The sequence below is a fragment of the Micromonospora sp. NPDC057141 genome (genome assembly GCF_042670805.1).
In the GTDB taxonomy this organism is placed as follows: Bacteria; Actinomycetota; Actinomycetes; order Mycobacteriales; family Micromonosporaceae; genus Micromonospora.
Map to the genome: position 1 here is coordinate 17,899 of NZ_JBHUVA010000029.1, position 17,158 is coordinate 35,056.

16 protein-coding genes and 1 pseudogene are annotated in these 17,158 nt (G+C 75.1%); 9 read left to right on the forward strand and 8 right to left on the reverse strand.

What is annotated here, in order from left to right:
* Window positions 1-122 precede the first annotated feature (122 nt).
* Window positions 123-416: pseudogene (locus ACFT41_RS17035) on the reverse strand (AAA family ATPase); the annotation flags it as partial.
* A gap of 71 nt (window positions 417-487) precedes the next feature.
* Between ACFT41_RS17035 and ACFT41_RS17040 the strand changes: the two are divergent.
* The 6 genes from ACFT41_RS17040 to ACFT41_RS17065 all read left to right on the forward strand — a co-directional run bounded on the left by ACFT41_RS17040 (window position 488) and on the right by ACFT41_RS17065 (window position 8,243).
* Entirely contained in the window at window positions 488-790 is a 303-nt protein-coding gene (locus ACFT41_RS17040; RefSeq protein WP_377587798.1) for a hypothetical protein, read from the forward strand.
* A gap of 64 nt (window positions 791-854) precedes the next feature.
* The gene (rfbB, locus tag ACFT41_RS17045) at window positions 855-1,853 is read left to right on the forward strand and encodes a dTDP-glucose 4,6-dehydratase (RefSeq protein ID WP_377587797.1); all 999 of its coding nucleotides are present in this window, start codon (window positions 855-857) and stop codon (window positions 1,851-1,853) included.
* A gap of 130 nt (window positions 1,854-1,983) precedes the next feature.
* Window positions 1,984-4,773 (forward strand): DEAD/DEAH box helicase, encoded by a 2,790-nt coding sequence (locus tag ACFT41_RS17050; RefSeq protein WP_377587796.1) that lies wholly within the window; start codon window positions 1,984-1,986, stop codon window positions 4,771-4,773.
* Window positions 4,774-4,784: 11 nt separating this feature from the next.
* Window positions 4,785-6,158 carry an SWIM zinc finger family protein gene (locus tag ACFT41_RS17055; RefSeq protein ID WP_377587795.1) on the forward strand — a complete coding sequence of 458 codons (1,374 nt, stop codon included), beginning with the start codon at window positions 4,785-4,787 and terminating at the stop codon, window positions 6,156-6,158.
* 383 nt (window positions 6,159-6,541) lie between these two features.
* Complete coding sequence (locus ACFT41_RS17060) at window positions 6,542-7,309, forward strand: TetR/AcrR family transcriptional regulator (protein WP_377587794.1); 768 nt, start codon at window positions 6,542-6,544, stop codon at window positions 7,307-7,309.
* A 61-nt stretch (window positions 7,310-7,370) separates the two neighbouring features.
* Window positions 7,371-8,243 (forward strand): S1 family peptidase, encoded by an 873-nt coding sequence (locus ACFT41_RS17065; protein ID WP_377587793.1) that lies wholly within the window; start codon window positions 7,371-7,373, stop codon window positions 8,241-8,243.
* Between the two features lie 162 nt (window positions 8,244-8,405).
* Here ACFT41_RS17065 and ACFT41_RS17070 read toward each other — a convergent pair whose 3' ends face one another.
* From ACFT41_RS17070 to ACFT41_RS17085, 4 genes are all read right to left on the reverse strand, one after another.
* Window positions 8,406-8,966: an NADPH-dependent FMN reductase gene (locus ACFT41_RS17070; RefSeq protein ID WP_377587792.1), complete on the reverse strand. Its 561-nt coding sequence runs from the start codon at window positions 8,964-8,966 to the stop codon at window positions 8,406-8,408.
* A gap of 58 nt (window positions 8,967-9,024) precedes the next feature.
* Complete coding sequence (locus ACFT41_RS17075) at window positions 9,025-10,038, reverse strand: ROK family protein (RefSeq protein WP_377587791.1); 1,014 nt, start codon at window positions 10,036-10,038, stop codon at window positions 9,025-9,027.
* A gap of 6 nt (window positions 10,039-10,044) precedes the next feature.
* Window positions 10,045-10,398 (reverse strand): DoxX family protein, encoded by a 354-nt coding sequence (locus ACFT41_RS17080; RefSeq protein WP_377587790.1) that lies wholly within the window; start codon window positions 10,396-10,398, stop codon window positions 10,045-10,047.
* 96 nt (window positions 10,399-10,494) lie between these two features.
* Complete coding sequence (locus ACFT41_RS17085; RefSeq protein WP_377587789.1) at window positions 10,495-10,926, reverse strand: type II 3-dehydroquinate dehydratase; 432 nt, start codon at window positions 10,924-10,926, stop codon at window positions 10,495-10,497.
* 265 nt (window positions 10,927-11,191) lie between these two features.
* Here ACFT41_RS17085 and ACFT41_RS17090 point away from each other — a divergent pair, with 265 nt between their 5' ends.
* The 3 genes from ACFT41_RS17090 to ACFT41_RS17100 are packed head-to-tail and all read left to right on the forward strand — an operon-like array spanning window position 11,192 to window position 14,308.
* A complete protein-coding gene (locus tag ACFT41_RS17090) occupies window positions 11,192-12,355 on the forward strand; it encodes a DegT/DnrJ/EryC1/StrS family aminotransferase (RefSeq protein ID WP_377587788.1) in 1,164 nt (387 codons plus the stop codon).
* Window positions 12,352-13,572, forward strand: a complete 1,221-nt coding sequence (locus ACFT41_RS17095; RefSeq protein ID WP_377587787.1) for a Gfo/Idh/MocA family protein — start codon at window positions 12,352-12,354, stop codon at window positions 13,570-13,572. Before ACFT41_RS17090 ends, ACFT41_RS17095 begins: the two co-directional genes overlap by 4 nt.
* A 37-nt stretch (window positions 13,573-13,609) precedes the next feature.
* On the forward strand, window positions 13,610-14,308 hold the full coding sequence (locus ACFT41_RS17100; RefSeq protein WP_377587786.1) for an HAD-IA family hydrolase: 699 nt from the start codon (window positions 13,610-13,612) through the stop codon (window positions 14,306-14,308).
* 274 nt (window positions 14,309-14,582) lie between these two features.
* On the opposite strand, the gene ACFT41_RS17105 is transcribed toward ACFT41_RS17100, so the two are convergent.
* From ACFT41_RS17105 to ACFT41_RS17115, 3 genes are all read right to left on the reverse strand, one after another.
* A complete protein-coding gene (locus tag ACFT41_RS17105; RefSeq protein WP_377587785.1) occupies window positions 14,583-15,191 on the reverse strand; it encodes a class I SAM-dependent methyltransferase in 609 nt (202 codons plus the stop codon).
* A gap of 106 nt (window positions 15,192-15,297) precedes the next feature.
* Window positions 15,298-16,311, reverse strand: a complete 1,014-nt coding sequence (locus ACFT41_RS17110; protein ID WP_377587784.1) for a 3-dehydroquinate synthase family protein — start codon at window positions 16,309-16,311, stop codon at window positions 15,298-15,300.
* A complete protein-coding gene (locus ACFT41_RS17115; protein ID WP_377587783.1) occupies window positions 16,302-17,135 on the reverse strand; it encodes a hypothetical protein in 834 nt (277 codons plus the stop codon). The genes ACFT41_RS17110 and ACFT41_RS17115 overlap by 10 nt, the downstream gene beginning before the upstream one ends.
* Between the last annotated feature and the right edge of the window lie 23 nt (window positions 17,136-17,158).

Genomic DNA, 17,158 nt, shown 5'->3' on the forward strand with positions numbered 1-17,158 from the left:
CGGGGCACCCGGTCGCCGAGGCAACGGTCCCACAGCGCCCGCCGGGCCGCCTCGTCGGGCACCGGGAAGTCGACCACCACGTCGAGCCGCCGGGTGAACGCCTCGTCGAGGTTGGCCCGCAGGTTCGTCGCGAGCACCGCCAGCCCGTCGAACGTCTCCATCCGTTGCAGCAGGTAGGCGCTCTCGATGTTGGCGTACCGGTCGTGGGCGTCGCGCACCTCCGAGCGCTTGCCGAAGATCGCGTCGGCCTCGTCGAAGAGGAGCACCCCGTTGACCCCGGCCGCCTCGCCGAAGATCGCCTGGAGGGCGCGGGTCAGGTCGCCCTCGTCGATCGTGCCCCCCTCCGGCGGCGGGACGGTCTTGTCCACACTGGCTGTCGGCCTGGAGGCTGGCCACCGCCGTGGCGATGTCGGCATCGACGGCCGTCAGCGCGAGCCTGGGGTCGTAGAGGCCAGGGTCGTAGGCGCCGTCATCGGTGCCGCCGAACGTGGCCAGGCCGAACCGGGCGTCGGGCTGCTGGGACCGGACGCTCCCGCAGGGCGACGAGGGGCGGCTGGAGCTGGTGGTGGACGGCACGACGGTGCTGACGGTGGCGCTGAACAACTTCCGCGACCTCGACTACCACATGGTCTCCCCGATCGAGGTCCGCGCCGGCCGGGTGATCAGCCTCCGGTCGACCTGCCGCAAGGCGGGGACCACGCTCGACGGCGCGGGGGGCGGTGGCGGCAACTGTCGGGACTACGCCCTGCTCAACGGCTATACCCGCAGCGGGAGCACCCCGGCGGCCTGATCGACGTCCGGGGCGGGTGGCCGGGTTCGGCCCGGGTTCCAGCCGCGTCGGCTAGCGTCGCGGCATGGAGCACATGCTGGTCACCGGGGGTGCGGGGTTCGTCGGCGCCAACTTCGTCCGCCGGGCGCTGGCCGCCCGGCCGGGCCTGCGGCTGACCGTCCTCGACGCGCTCACCTACGCCGGGAACCGGGGCAGCCTCGCCGAGGTGGCCGACCGGATCACCTTCGTCCACGGCGACGTCCGCGACGGCGACCTGGTCGACGCCCTGGTCCGGGACTGCGACACGGTGGTCCACTTCGCCGCCGAGTCCCACGTGGACAACTCGTTGCAGGACCCGACCCCGTTCCTGCGCACCAACGTCGAGGGCACGTTCGTGCTGCTGGAGGCGGTCCGCCGGCACGACCGGCGGCTGCACCACGTGTCCACCGACGAGGTGTTCGGCAGCCTGCCGCTGCACGGCGGCGGGGCGTTCACCGAACAGAGCCGGTACGACCCGTCCAGCCCGTACTCGGCGACCAAGGCGGCCTCGGACCTGCTGGTCCGGGCGTGGGCCCGGTCGTTCGGGCTGCGGGCGACGCTGTCGAACTGCGCGAACAACTACGGGCCGTACCAGAACGTGGAGAAGTTCCTGCCCCGGCAGATCACCAACGTGCTCCGCGGGCAGCGGCCCAGGCTCTACGGCTCCGGTGTGAACGTGCGGGAGTGGACCCACGTCGACGACCACAACGACGCCGTCCTGCTGATCCTCGACGCGGGGGTTGCCGGGGAGACGTACCTGATCGGCTCCGGGGCGCAGTGGAGCAACCGGGCCCTGCTGGAGCTGACCCTGACGCTGCTCGGCCGGCCCGCCGCCGACTTCGACCAGGTGCCGGACCGCCCCGGCCACGACCTGCGGTACGCCTGTGACAGCTCCCGGATCCGCCGGGAGCTCGGCTGGCGGCCCCGGCACCCGGACCTGGCCGACGGGCTGGTCGCCACCATCGACTGGTACCGCGACAACGAGTGGTGGTGGGGGCCGCAGAAGGCCGCCACGGAGGCCCGCTACGCCGCCATCGGGCGGTAGCACCCCGTCGTGCGTCGGTGGCGCACGGGCCAGGCGCACCTCTCTCGTATCTGCTACGGTACGACGTACGCTAGCTTTGTCACCCCCTCGGCGGGCGCACGCCGCCCGCCCGGTCAGCTGAGGAGGCACGGTGCGACTCGGGCGGTTCGCGGTCGTCTTCGAGCCGGGCGACCCGCCCCGGACCGGCACGGTCAGCTTCTACGACCCCGCCGGGCACGCGTTGCCCGGGGAGTTCGACGCGCTGGGGGAGTGCGGCGAGCTGGACCTCGCCCTCCCCCTCGACGGTCCCGTGGCCGCGTGGACGGTGCCCGTCTGCGCCGTTCCGGTCGGCGACGCGGTCCGGCAGCTCGTCGCGCCGCGCGACGCCGACGACCTCGCCCCCGCCGCCGCGTTCTGGTCGGCGGTGGCGGTCACCGGCCTGCACCTCGCCGCCCGGGGGCGGATCCTGCCCGGCGTCTCCCCGCAGGGCTGGGACGCCTGGCGGGTGGGCCCCTTCGACGTCGCCGACGTGGAACGCATCCGGGCCCTCGCGGCGGCGATGCTGCCCGAGGCCCGGGCGATACCGGTCGACTCCGGCGCAAAGCAGCTCGCGCTGCCCGAGCCGGAGGGGTTGATCCGCGCCTTCCTCGACGCGGTGGCCGACACCCTGCCGCGCATCCCCGCCGCGACGTGGCTGACCGGAGACGTCCGGTTCACCGGCCTGGAGCCCGAGCCGGTGGACGACCTGCGCGACTGGGCGCGGGAGGTCTCCGCCGGCGTCGACACCGGCCTGCGGGTGGCGCTGCGGCTGGAGGGCCGGGGCGACTTCGACACCACGCCGCTCGTCGCGGTCGTGCGGATGCGCAGCCTCGCCAACCCGACGCTGGTCAGCGACGCGGCGGCCCTGTGGGAGGGCGACGAGCACGGCCTCGGCGAGCGGGCCACCTTCGAGGCGATGCTCGCCGTGCGCCGCGCCGCCGCCGGGTGGCAGCCGCTGGAGCGGCTCCTCGACTCCGCCGCGCCGGTCGAGCTGGAGCTGCCCGACGAGGACCTCGTCGACCTGCTCGGCGGCGCCGAGGCGCGGCTCGCCGCCGCCGGCATCGACATCGAGTGGCCGCCCGAGCTCTCCCGCGAGCTGAACGCCCGGGTGCTGGTCAGCTCCCCGCCGGAGCAGCCCGCCGAGGTGGCCGAGTTCTTCCGCTCCGCCGCGCCGATGCCGCTGAGCTGGCAGCTCACTCTGGCCGGCGACGCGCTGACCGGCGCCGAGATGGACCTGGTGGCGAAGTCCCGGCCGATCGTGCGGCTGCGGGACCAGTGGGTGGCGGTCGAGCCGGAGCTGGCCCGCAAGGCCCGCGAGCGGCAGCTCAAGCCGCGCAAGGCGTACGACGCCCTGGCCGCGACGCTGATCGGCGACACCGAGGTCGAGGGCGAGCAGGTCGAGGTAGTCGCCGACGGCTGGCTGGGCGCGCTGCGCGAGCGCATCGCCGAGCCCGACGGCGGCCCCGAGCCGCTGGAGCCGCCGGCCGCGCTCGACGGCACGCTGCGCGAATACCAGCAGCGCGGCCTGCGCTGGCTGGAGCGGATGACCTCCCTCGGCTTCGGTGGCTGCCTCGCCGACGACATGGGCCTCGGCAAGACCGTCACCGTCATCTCGCTGCACCTGCGCCGCCAGGCGGATCCGGCGACCGCCGGGGCCACCCTGGTCATCTGCCCCGCGTCGGTGCTCGGCAACTGGGAGCGGGAGATCCGGCGGTTCGCCCCCGGCACCGCCGTCCGCCGGTTCCACGGCACCGCCCGGTCCCTCGACGGGCTGACCGGAGGATTCGTGCTGACCAGCTACGGCACCATGCGCGTCGACGCCGGCAGCCTCGCCGGGCACGAGTGGGGCATGGTGGTCGCCGACGAAGCGCAGTACGTCAAGAACCGGCTCAGCGGCACCGCGAAGGCTCTGCGGGCGATCCCCGCCCGGGCCCGGGTCACCCTCACCGGCACACCGGTGGAGAACAACCTCTCCGAGCTGTGGGCGATCCTCGACTGGACCACCCCCGGCCTGCTCGACAAGGTCGGGGCGTTTCGGTCCGCCTGGGCCCGGCCGATCGAGGTGGACCGCGACGGCACCGCCGTGGAGCGGCTGTCCCGGCTGGTCCGTCCCTTCCTCATGCGGCGGCGCAAGTCCGACCCCGGCATCGCCCCCGAACTGCCGCCGAAGACCGTCACCGACCACCTCGTGTCGCTCACCGGTGAGCAGGCGACGCTCTACCAGCGGGTGGTCGCCGACGTGCTGGCCGAGATCCGCGCCAGCACCACCAACATCGCCCGCCGGGGCCTGGTGCTCAAGCTGCTGGTCGGCCTCAAGCAGGTCTGCAACCATCCCGCGCACTACCTGAAGGAGCCGCACGGCAGGCTCACCGGCCGGTCGGAGAAGCTGCAACTCCTCGACGACCTGCTGGAGACCATCCTCGCCGAGGACGGCGGCGCGCTGGTCTTCACCCAGTACGTCCAGATGGCCCGGCTGCTCGAGCGGCACCTGGCCGAGCGGGGCGTGCCGGCGCAACTGCTGCACGGCGGCACGCCCGTGCCGCAGCGCGAGGAGATGGTGCGCCGGTTCCAGGCCGGCGAGGTGCCGGTGTTCCTGCTCTCGCTCAAGGCGGCCGGCACCGGCCTCAACCTGACCCGGGCCGACCACGTCGTCCACTACGACCGGTGGTGGAACCCGGCCGTGGAGGAGCAGGCCACCGATCGCGCGTACCGGATCGGGCAGACCAGGCCGGTGCAGGTGCACCGGCTGATCGCCCAGGGCACCCTGGAGGACCGGATCGCCGCCCTGCTGGAGTCCAAGCGGGAGCTGGCCGACGCGGTGCTCACCGGCGGCGAGACCGCCCTGACCGAACTGTCCGACGCCGAGCTGCTCCGGCTCGTGCGGCTGCGCCACGAGGGATGAGGGGCCGCGACGTGGACTTCGACTTCGAGTTCGACGAGGCCGACGACGAGCTTGGGCCCGACGACGACACGGAGCTGTCCGCCGACGAACGGCGGGCGCGCAGCTTCCCCAGGTTCGGCCCCGGCAAGCGGATCGGCAAGAAGTTCGCCGACAGCTGGTGGGGCAACGCCTGGATCGAGTCGATGGAGCGCACCGCCCTCGACCCGGAGCAGCTCAAGAAGGGCCGCCGGTACGCCTTCGCCGGGCAGGTCGGGTCGATCACCGTCAGCCCCGGCCGGATCTCCGCCGCGGTGCACGACGGCGACCAGTACACCCCGCACGACACGGTCGTGCGCATCGGCACCCTCTCCGAGGCCGGGTGGGACCGGCTGCTCGACCGGGTCGCCGCGAGGGCCGGGCACATCGCCGCCCTGCTCGACCGGGACATGCCGCACGACCTGGTGCAGACCGCCGACGACGCCGGGGTGCGCCTGCTGCCCGGCTACGGCGACCTCGAGCCGGAGTGCGACTGCCCGTCCTGGGACCACCCGTGCCGGCACGCCGCCGCGCTGGCGTACCAGGCGGCGTGGCTGCTCGACCGGGGCCCGTTCGTGCTGCTGCTGATGCGCGGCCGAGGCGAGGCGGAGCTGATGGAGGACCTGCGCCGGCGCAACGCCCGCCGGTCCATCGCCGCCGACGCCGCCGACGACCTGGCCGGCACCCCGGCCGAGGAGGCGTACGCCGCGCCGCCCGTCGGGCTGCCCGACCCGCCCCGGCCGGTGACCGGCGAGCCCCTCGCCCTCGCCCCGCTGCTCGCCGGGCACGAGGCGCCCGGCATCGACGCCGAGGCGCTGGGGGTGCTCGCCGCCGACGCGGCGTACCGGGCCCGGCACCTGCTCGCGGGCGTGGCGTCACCGGCGTCGTCGCGCCCGGGCGCGACCGGGGAGGGGCCGCTCGCCCCCGAACCCGGCGCCTGGTCCGACGCGGTGCGGCTGGCCGCCCGGATGCCCCGCTCCTCGGCGGCGAAGCGGCTCGGCGAGGCCAGCGGCCGGGCTGCGGAGCTGCCCCGGGCCATCCGGGCCTGGGAGTACGCCGGCGCGGCCGGCGTGGACGTCGTCGACGCGGTGTTCAGCCCGCCGAGGGAGCTGGTCGCCGGGGCCACGGACGCGCTGCGCGAGGCGGGCGAGGGCGACGGGGCCGCGCCCGAGGTGAAGAACTGGCGCAACCGGTGGACGATCGGCGGCGACGTGCAGGTGCGCTACGGCCGCGACGGGCGCTGGTATCCGTTCCGCAGGCGTTCGGGGCAGTGGTGGCCGGCGGGGCCGCCCAGCCCCGACCCGGCGGACGCGCTGCTCGACCTTGGCGAAGGGCCGCTCTCGAGGACTGGTCGTGGCGGTCGAAGCTGATGAGCGTTTCTCGGCTCGACAATGACATTGGGGTGGCAGGCAGGCCCGCGCCGCCGTACCGGGGACATGCCCTTTGGCTCCTAGGGAGCTGCCCCGTCTATGCTCCCGCGCCCCGCGCGTGCGCGTGCCGGTAGCACGAACGGGGCAGCTCCGTAGGAAACCACAGGAGAGCGGGCCGACCCTGCTGAGGACACCCTGTGGAAGGCCCGTCCCGTCGCGCTGGTCCCCGCGGCCGACGTCGGTGATGACGGAGAACCTGTCCAGGTGCGTACCCGCGTTCGACCTTGGGCAACGGCGCCTGGGGCGCATGCCCGGCCTGCCGGCGGCCGGTTCGCCGCTCGCCCCGTACGAGGTACGGTATGCGCCGCTAGGATGGCGGCACTATGTCGAACGCGCGCAAGGGCAAGGTCGATCCCGCCCGCAGCCTGGCCATCCTCTGGCGCACCCGGGAGCCGGCGAGCCGCAGCGCGGGGCCGGGGCTCAGCGTCGACCGGATCGTCCGGGCGGCGATCGCGATCGCCGACGCGGAGGGGATCGACGCGCTGACCATGCGCCGGGTCAGCGAGGCGCTGGGCGCCGGGACCATGTCGGTCTACACGTACGTGCCCGGCAAGGCCGAGCTGCTCGACGTCATGGTCGACACGCTCTACGGCGAGATGAGCCGCCCGGCCGACGTGCCTGGTGGCTGGCGGGCCCGGCTGGAGCAGATCGCCCGGGAGAACCTGACGCTCTACCGCGCCCACCCGTGGCTGCTGCGCGCCGAGACGACCCGGCCGGTCCTCGGCCCGAACCTGCTCGCCAAGTACGACTACGAGCTCGGCGCGGTGGCCGACATCGGGCTCGACGACGTCGAGATGGATGCGGTGCTCACCCTGGTCCTCGGCCACGTCAGGAGCGCGGCGCGGGCCGAGCTGGACGTGGTGAACCTGGAGCGCGAGACCGGCATGACCGACGGCCAGTGGTGGCAGTCGCACGCGCCCTGGCTGGAGCGGTTCATGCAGTCGGGCAGCTATCCGACGGCCGCCCGGGTCGGCACCGCGGCCGGCGAGGCGCACGGCGCGGCGTACGGGCCGGAGTACGCGTTCGAGTTCGGCCTGCAACGGGTGCTCGACGGCATCTCGGTGGTGGTCGCCGAGCGCCACGGCACTTGAACCGGGCGAGCCCGGGCGGGAAGCTGTACGCATCCACGCACGCCGATACATGGAGGTTCGGATGCGCCGCTTCCCCCTGCTCGCCCTCCTGCTCGCCGTACCCCTGCTCGCGCCACCGGCGGCAGCCCACGCCGCCCCCGCCCCCGCCCCCGTCGCGCCGCCCGCCGCCCCCGCCCCGGTCGACGCCGGCACGGCGCCGGCCGGCACCGCGTGGACCGTGGACCCGGCCACCGGCCGGACCACCGTCGCCGCCGACGACACGGTCGGCGAGAGCCAACTGGCCGCGCTGCGCGCCCGGCTGGCCGGAACCGGAGCCGTGGTCCGCCGCGAGCCGGGCCGGCTCAGCACCCTCATCGCCGGCGGACAGGCCGTCTACGCCGCCGGCGGCGGCGGCGGGCGCTGCTCGCTCGGGGCCAACGTGCGCAGCGGCAGCACCTACTACTTCGTCACCGCCGGCCACTGCACGTCGATCGCCGCCACCTGGTACGCCAACAGCGCCGGCACCAGCCTGCTCGGCTCCCGCGCCGGCACCAGCTTCCCCGGCAACGACTACGGCATCGTCCGCTACGCCTCCACCACGATCGCCCACCCCAGCGCCGTCCACACCTACCCCGGCACGGTGACCGTCACCGGCACCGCCGCGCCCGTCGTCGGCATGGCCGTCTGCCGCAGCGGCTCCACCACCGGCGTGCGGTGTGGCTCCATCACCGCGCTCAACGCCACCGTCAACTACGCCGAGGGCTCGGTCACCGGGCTGATCCGCACCAACATCTGCGCCGAGCCCGGCGACAGCGGCGGCCCGCTCTACGTCGCCGCCACCGGCAGGATCGTCGGCATCCTCTCCGGCGGCAGCGGCAACTGCACCACCGGCGGCACCACCTACTACCAGCCGATCAACGAGATCCTCGGCGCGTACGGGGTGACGATCCCGTGAGCCGGCGGGCCGGGCGGCCGCACGCGGCGAAGTACGGGTTGCCCGGCCGCCGCGCCCGTCGCCGCTCACCGATGCTGCCCCATGCCCGCAGTCTGCGCCCGCCCCCGGGCCACCGGCCGTCCCGGTCGTCCGCCCTGGTGGGGGAGGGTCTGCGCGGCCGGTTCAGCGCCCCCGCAGCACGCGCAGCGCGCCGGCCCAGGCGACCACCTGGTCGAGCATCTCGCCGACCGCCTTCGCCTGCGCCGGGGCCGGCCGGAACTCGGTGAAGTCGACGAAGTCCGTCACCAGGGAGAGCGACACCTGCGACCGGACGTCGGCGACCTCGACCTGGGAGAGGACCAGCCGCAGGTGCTCGGCCGCCCGGGTGCCCCCGTGCACCCCGTAGCTGACCAACCCGGCCGCCTTGTTCCGCCACTCCCGGTACAGGAAGTCGATCGCGTCCTTGAGCACCCCGGGCATGGAGTGGTTGTACTCCGGGGTGACGAAGACGTACGCGTCGAAGGCGGCGATCCGGGCGGCCCACCGGCGCACCGCCGGGTCACCGGACGGGGCCATCGACGGCGGCAGCGGCGTGTTCAGGTGCGGCAGGCCGTGATCGGCGAGGTCCACCAGCTCGGCGGTCGCGTCGCCGCGCTGGGCGGCGATGTCCCGTACCCAGGTGGCGACCGCCTCCGCCTTGCGGCCCGGCCGGGTGCTGCCGACGACGACACCGATTCTGATCATGTGTTTCCTCTCGGGTGGGGCACCGAGCCGGTGCGGCTTCAGCGGGGCGCGGTCGCGTTCACGTGGGCACGGCCAGGTCCCGGGCCAGCGCCACCGCGCCGTGCAGCGAGGAGAGCCCGCCCAGGGCGGCGGCCCGCACGGCGGGCGCCGGCCGGCCCGGCCGGGCGAGCCGGATCACCTCCCGGCCGACCAGGTCGACGAAGCCGGGCAGCCCGGCGGCGAAGCCGCCGCCCAGCACCGCCACCGCCGGGTCGAGCAGCTCGCCCAGGCTGACCACGGCCGCCGCGAGGGCCGTACCCGCCGGCCGGACCGCGTCGTGGGCCCACGGCCGGTCCCGCTCCAGCCCGTCGCGCAGCTCGGCGAAGCCCACCTCGCCGCCCCGGGCCGCGCCGGCCCGGCGCAGCGTGGCCGGCCCGGAGGCGACCGCCTGGAGACAGCCGTGCCGACCGCAGTCGCACCGGGGCCCGTCGACGTCGACGACCAGGTGGCCGACCTCGGGGGAGCCCCGGCCCGGCACCGGCAGCAGCCGGCCGCCGAGCACCACGCCACCGCCCACGCCGGTGCCGACCCCGAGATAGACGACGTCCTGCGCGCCCACGTGCCGGGCCTCGGCGAGCGCCGCCAGGTCACCGTCGTCGGCCCAGGCGGTGCGGCTGCCCGGGAAGAGCCGGCGCAGCGTCTCGTCGAAGGGCAGCCCCGCCCAGCTCGGCCGGCCCGGCCACACGACCACCCGGCCGGTCGGTCCGGTGGTGCCGGGCATCGCCACCCCGACCGCCGCGAACCGCAGCCCGGACTCCGCGCGCAGCGCGTCGACCGCGTCGGCCAGTGCCGCCACGTCGGCCTCGACGCCGCCCCCGGGCCACGTCAGAACCCGCTCGTACGCCCGGACGCCCGCTCGTGTCGCGACCCGTGCGACGTGGACCTCCTCGGCGCGCGCGACCTCCTGGAGGTCCGCCACGATCTCCTCGGCGCGCAGCGCGACCTTGGTGCCGCCGATGTCGACGCCGAGGACGCCGACGCCGCCGTCACGGCTGCCGCTGCTGCCTTCGTTGCCGCCGCTGCCCCTGGGCACCGGTGCTCAGCCCTGGAGCACGTGCAGCGCCGCGAGCGCGGCGGCCGCCACCCCGAACGCGATCGGCATCACCGTCACCGAGAACGGGTCCCGGGCGCGCACGTGGTAGACGGCGGCGCCGATCATCAGCGGGACGAGGCCGACCGCCGCCGCGATCCCGGCCGGCGGCCAGAACAGCCCGACGAGCAGGCCGACGACCGCCGCCAGCTCCAGCACCCCGATGATCCGGGTGAGGCCGGCGGAGACGCCGAGGTGGTCCATCCGCTCGCGGGTCTTGCGCTCGCCGACGAGCTTCTGCACGGCCGTGGCCATGAACACGGCGGCCAGGATGATGCTGAGGGTGATGGTGGGAGTCCGCACGGAAACATCCTTAGTGGAGGGGATGACGGGTCGCCGGCGACCCTACCGGGCGGCCCGGTCCCGGCGGGCGTGTCGGGCGGGCTCGTCCCGGCTGCCTCAGCCGACCGTGGCGACCAGGGCGCGGGCGGCCAGCCGGTAGCCGAGCGGGCCGAGCCCGACGATGACCCCGCTGGCCAGCGGGGCGAGCACCGAGTCGTGTCGGAAGCTCTCCCGGGCCCACACGTTGGACAGGTGGACCTCCACCCACGGCCGGGGATAGTTGGCCAGCGCGTCGCGCAGGCTCCAACCCGCGATCATCAACGCCCCCGGGTTCACGATCGCGCCCACCGTGTCGTAGTGCTCCTGCACCGTACGCACCAGGGCGCCCTCGCAGTCGTGCTGCACGGCCACCACGTTCCAGCCCCGCGCGGCGACCTCCTCGCCGACCGCCCGCTCGATGTCGGCCAGCGTGTCGGTGCCGTAGATCTCCGGCTGGCGTCGACCGAGGATGCCCAGGTTCGGGCCGTTCAGCAGGAGCACGTCGGACACAGCTCACCTCGCGTGGGGCGACCCGGCGGGGCCGGCGACAGATTCCCCGCAGTCTTACTACGCGCCCGCCGACCACGGGCCGGCCACCGCCGCCCGACCGGTGAACTAAGGGGTGGGTAGGGGCCCGCTAGGGGAAGTGAGCAGGCTGCCGGGTCGGTTAGCGTCCACCGCGAGCCGATGACGTGCCAGCTGGAGACCGCTGCGTCCAGCCGCCGCGGGACGGCCGAGGAACCGCTGGTCCTCCTGGATTGGGAAGTGGGAAGTCATGAGTGGTCAGCCGTCGACGGTGCCGGAGTTCCCCGAGTGGCCGCAGTTCGGTGACGAGGAACGAGCCGGCCTGATCCGCGCCCTCGAACAGGGCCAGTGGTGGCGGATGGGCGGGAGCGAGGTCGACACCTTCGAGGCGGAGTTCGGTGCGTACCACGGCACCCCGCACGCCCTCGCCGTCACCAACGGCACCCACGCCCTGGAGGTCGCCCTCGAGGTGCTCGGCGTCGGACCCGGCACCGAGGTCATCGTCCCGGCCTTCACCTTCATCTCGTCGTCGCTCGCGGCGCAGCGCCTCGGCGCGGTCGCCGTGCCGGTCGACGTCGACCTCGACACCTACTGCGTCGACCCGGCCGCCGTCGCCGCCGCCGTCACCGACCGCACCAAGGTGATCATGCCCGTGCACATGGCCGGGCAGTTCGCCGACATGGACGCGCTCGACAAGATCGGCGCCGATGCCGGGGTGGCGGTGCTCCAGGACGCCGCGCACGCCCACGGCGCGCAGTGGCAGGGCCGGAAGGTCGGCGAGCTCGGCTCGATCGCCGCGTTCAGCTTCCAGAACGGCAAGCTGATGACCGCCGGCGAGGGCGGCGCGGTGCTCTTCCCCGACGAGGAGACCCGCGAACGGGCCTTCCTCGTGCACAGCTGCGGCCGGCCGCGCACCGACCGCGACTACCTGCACCGCACCACCGGCTCCAACTACCGGATGGGCGAGTTCACCGCCGCCGTGCTGCGCGCCCAGCTCGCCCGCCTCGCCGGCCAGATCGACGTACGCGAACAGCGCTGGCCGCTGCTGGCCGGCCTGCTCGCCGAGATCCCCGGCGTCGTCCCGCAGACCATCGACCCGCGCACCGACCGCAACCCGCACTACATGGCCATGTTCCGCGTCCCCGGGATCACCCCGGAGCGCCGCCGCGCCGTGGTCGACGCGCTCATCGCCCGGGGCGTGCCGGCGTTCGTGGCGTTCCGTGCCCTCTACCGGTGCGAGGGGTTCTGGGCCGCCGGCGCTCCCGACGAGACCGTCGAGCAGATCGCCGCCCGCTGCCCCAACGTCGAGCAGATCCACGCCGACTGCATCTGGCTGCACCACCGCACCCTGCTCGGCACGGAGCAGCAGATGCACGACATCGCCGCCGTGCTGGCCGACGTCCTCGCCGGATGACGGCCCCGCCGCCGGCCGCCGCGTCGTCCGGCCGCCCGGCCGAAGCCGCACCGCCCGGCCGCCCGATCAGGGTCGCCGTGGTCGGCCTCGGCTGGGCCGGGCGGGAGATCTGGCTGCCCCGGCTCGCCGCGCACCCGGCCTTCGAGGTGACGGCCCTGGTCGACCCGCAGCCGGCCGTCCGGGACTCCGCCCGCGACACCCACGCGGTGCCCTTCGCGTACGCCGACGTCGACGACCTGCCCGCCGGCGCGGCGGACCTGGTGGTGGTGGCCGTGCCCAACCACCTGCACGCCGCCGTCGCCGCCCGGCTGCTGCGCCGGGGCGTACCCGTGTTCCTGGAGAAGCCCGTCTGCCTCAGCTCCGCCGAGGCGGCGCTGCTGGCCGACGCGGAGCGCGCCGGCGGCGCGGTGCTGCTGGCCGGCAGCGCCGCCCGGTGGCGCGCCGACGTGCGGGCCCTCGCCGACGCCGCAGCCGAACTCGGCCCGATCCGGCACGTCGACGTGGCGTGGGTCCGCGCCCGGGGGGTGCCCGACGCGGGCGGCTGGTTCACCCGCCGCGACCTCTCCGGCGGCGGCGCGCTCGTCGACCTCGGCTGGCACCTGCTCGACACGGTGCTGCCGCTGCTCGGCCCGGCGGCCCGGATCACCCACGCCGTCGGCAGCGTCTCCGCCGACTTCGTCAACGACGCCGCCGCGCACGCCGCCTGGCGGGACCCCTCCGGAACGGTCGGCGCGTCGCGGGGTGGTGGCTCGGCCGGCCGGTCGCGGGGCGACGATTCGGCCGGCGCGTCGTGCGGGGATGTCGAGGACACCGCCCGGGGGTTCCTGCTCACCGCCGACGGCGCGTCCGTTGCCGTGCACGTCTGCTGGGCGTCGCACGAGGCGCTGGACCGCACCACCATCACCGTGCAGGGCGTCGCCGGCACGGCCACCCTGCGCTGCACGTTCGGGTTCAGCCCCAACCGGGAGCCGACGCCGGTGCTCACCCGCACCCGCGACGGCGAGACCGTCCGGCTGCCGCTGCCCGCCGAGCCGATCGGCGCCGAGTACGACCGGCAGCTCGACGCCCTGCCCGGCCTGCTCGCCGCCCCGGCCAGCCGGGGCGCGGCCGTCGCCGAGGCACACCGGACCATCGGCATCATCGAACGGATCTACCGCACCGCCCGGCCCACCGAGCCGGAGCGGGAGCACGCGCTGGCGGGCCAACGCGACCGGTGAGAACCACCGGCGACCTCACTCGCTCCGGGGAGCAGCCATGACCCATCCACCGTCCACCGTCGACGTCACCCTCCCGCCACCGCCCGCCCGGGGCCCGATCCGCGCGGTCGTGTTCGACCTCGACGGCGTCGTGGTCGACAGCTCGGCCGTCATGCGCGAGGCGTTCAGCATCGCGTACGCCGAGGTGGTGGGCGACGGGCCCGCGCCGTTCGAGGAGTACAACCGGCACATGGGCCGGTACTTCCCGGACATCATGCGGCTGATGGGGCTGCCGCTGGAGATGGAGGAGCCGTTCGTCCGGGAGAGCTACCGGATGGCGCACCTGGTGCCGCTTTTCCCCGGCGTAGGGGAAACCCTGGCGGAGCTGCACGACCGGGGCGTCCGGATGGCCATCGCCACCGGCAAGAGCGGCCCCCGGGCCCGCTCGCTGCTCGACACGCTCGGCGTGCTGGGCCTGTTCGACCAGGTGATCGGCTCCGACGAGGTGGTCCGCCCGAAGCCCGCCCCGGACATCGTCCTTGCGGCCCTCGGCCACCTCGACGTGCCGCCGGAGCAGGCCATGATGGTCGGCGACGCGATCATCGACCTGCTCAGCGGCCGGGACGCCGGCGTCACCACGGTCGCCACCACCTGGCACGGCGGGGACATCGCCGCCCTGCTGGCCGCCGGCCCCGACGTGGTCGCCCACTCGCCGGGCGACCTGCTGGCGTACTGCCCGGCGGCCCTGGTCCCCTGACCCGCGCGCCCTAGCTGGGCCCCAGGGCGGTCGGGCGCGGTCGGCATGCCGGCGACATAGCGGTATCGAGTCGGCCTGGACCCCGCGATGTCGCCGACATGGCGGGCGACCGCCGGACCGGACCCCGCCGGGCCGGCGGCGTGGCGTTCGGCGGGCGTGGCGGTCGGTCAGGGGAGCCGGTACACGGACACGTGGGAGCGCGAGTCGGCGGTGAACTCGCCGCCGGCCCAGTCCGCGTGCCGCGACTCCAGCTCGAAGCCGGCCAACTGCGCCATCAGGTCGAGTTCCGTCGGCTGCGGTACAGCCTCGCCTCGGTGCCCTCGCCGAACTGGAAGTGGTGCGACACGACGTGTTGGCGCAGCACGTCGTAGGTGTCCAGGCCGAGGTAGCCGGGCTCGCAGTGCCAGACCGTGGCCTGTCGACCCGGCGGAAGCTGGCGCAGCTCGGGCACCCACAGCTCGATCACGAACCGGCCGCCCGGGTCGAGGTGGCGGGCCGCGTTGCGGAAGCAGGCGACCTGCTCGGCCTGGGTGAGCAGGTTGGCGATCGTGTTGAAGACCAGATAGACGAGCGTGTACGCCCCCGGCGCGACGGCGGTGGCCATGTCGCCGACGACCACGGGCAGCGTCGCCTCGTCCACCTTCGTCCGCAGCTTTCCGAGCATGGCGGTGGACAGCTCGATGCCGGTGACGGGCACCCCGCGCTCGGCGAGCGGCACGGCCACCCGGCCGGTCCCGACGGCGAACTCCAGCGCCGCCCCTCCACCCGCGAGCGCGGCGAGCCGGTCCACGGTCGGCCCCAGCACCTCGGGGGCGAACATGCCGACCCCCGGCGTGTCGTAGCGCTCGGCGGCGTCGGCGTCCCAGATGCCTTCCTGCCTCATGGGCCGACGATCGCCCCACGGCTGACCCGCTGTCCACCCGATTACGGCTGACGCTTGTTAGCGAGGGGCGCCTGTACAACAGAATGCGTTGACAAGGGGCCCTTCCTTACCCCAGAGCGGCGCGGACGAGCTCCGGTGGGACGTCCGCGACCAGCTCCGGGCCCACCGGGCCGTCGAGGACGAAGGAGAGCCCGCTGGTCGCCTTCTTGTCGCGGCGCATGAGGGCGATCAGCTCGTCGTGGTCCACCCCGGCGGGCAGCTCCGTGTCCAGGCCGTAGCCGGCGACCACGGCGTGGTGCTCGGCGACCCGGTCGGGGCCGACCCGGCCGAGGACGCCGGCCAGCCGGCCCGCGAAGACCGTGCCGATGCCGACGGCCTCGCCGTGCCGCAGCCGGAAGCCCGTGGCGACCTCCAGCGCGTGCCCCAGCGTGTGGCCGTAGTTGAGGATGTGCCGCAGCCCGGAGTCGCGCTCGTCGGCGGCGACGACCCGTGCCTTGAGCGCCACGCAGGCGGCGATCTGCTCGGCGACGGACCGGCCGCGCAGGTCGCCCGCGCCGATGAAGTGGGCGCGGGCGATCTCCCCGTAGCCGTTGCGCCGTTCCCGCTCCGGCAGCGTCGTCAGGTGTTCGGTGTCGCAGAGCACCGCGCGGGGCTGCCAGTAGACGCCGACGAGGTTCTTGCCCTCCGGCAGGTTCACCGCCGTCTTGCCGCCCACGCTGGCGTCCACCTGGGCCAGCAGCGACGTCGGCAGGTGAATGACGGCGATCCCCCGGTGGTAGAGGCCGGCGGCGAGGCCGACCACGTCGGTGGTGGTGCCGCCGCCGCAGGAGACGACGGCGTCGGTGCGGGTCAGCCCGAACTCGGCGAACGCCCGGCACAGGTGTTCCACCGTGGCGAGGGTCTTGTCGTGCTCGCCGTCGCGGGCCGGCACCACCCGGTGCGGCACGCCCGGGTCGGGCGTCCACTCGGGTGGCCGCGCGGAGACCACGACGACCCGCCGCGCGCCGATCCGCGCCACCTCCGCCGGCAGGCGGTGGCGCACGCCCGGGCCGATCAGCACCGGGTACGCGCGCTCGCCGAGCGCCACCTCGATCCGCGCCGGATCTCCTGTCACGTGCATGCGGCTGCTCTCCCCTCTGCTACACCGGGTGTGGGCGAACGGCGGACCATCGTCAGCCGCAGCGCCAGCGCGGCCAGCGCGTCGACGTCCGGGGCGATGCCCCACCGGTCGTGGCTGAGCTGCGCGTGGTGGGCCAGCAGGAAGCCGCGCGGCGCGTCCGGGTGGTCCCGACCGGCCACGTCGGCGACCCGGCCCAGGTAGCGCCGCCACGCGGCCTCGGCCGCCCCGCCCGGCGGCAGGTCGTCCGCCGTCAGGACGATCTTGTCCGCCCCGGCGGCGGCCTGCGCGGCCAGTTCCCGCCGGTGCGCCCCGCTGAGCGCCGCGCCGCGGTCCTGCCAGTGCAGGAAGAGGAAGGCGGTCCGGTCGGCCGCCGGCAGCAGCCCGGCCAGGTGCCGCAGGTGCGCCACGGCCAGCGGCAGCTCCGCGCCGGGCAGCCACGGCGCGTCCCCGGCGAGCAGGGCCAGCGCCAGGTCGCTGCCGGCCTGCGCGAGGGGTCCGCCCCGGGCGGCGTCGCGGACCGCGTGCGGCTCGACGGCGAGGGAAACCCCTCGGTCGTACGCTCGCAGCCCGGCCCGGACCGCGTCGAGCCCCGCCGCCGTCGCGCAGATGCCGAGGCGCAGCCGCTGCCCGGCGGCGGAGCCGGACGAGACGACCGGGGCGCCGGTGGGGCCGAGCCGGTCGTAGAACCAGTCGAATCCCGGGTCGGCGCGGCGGGCGGCGGCGACCAGCCCGGCGACGACGGTGCCGACCAGCTCGGCCGCCCGGGCGTCCGGGCAGCCGCCGGCCGGCACGGCCAGGTGGGCGCACAACCACGAGCGTTCCAACGACGGCACCTCGACTGACGGAG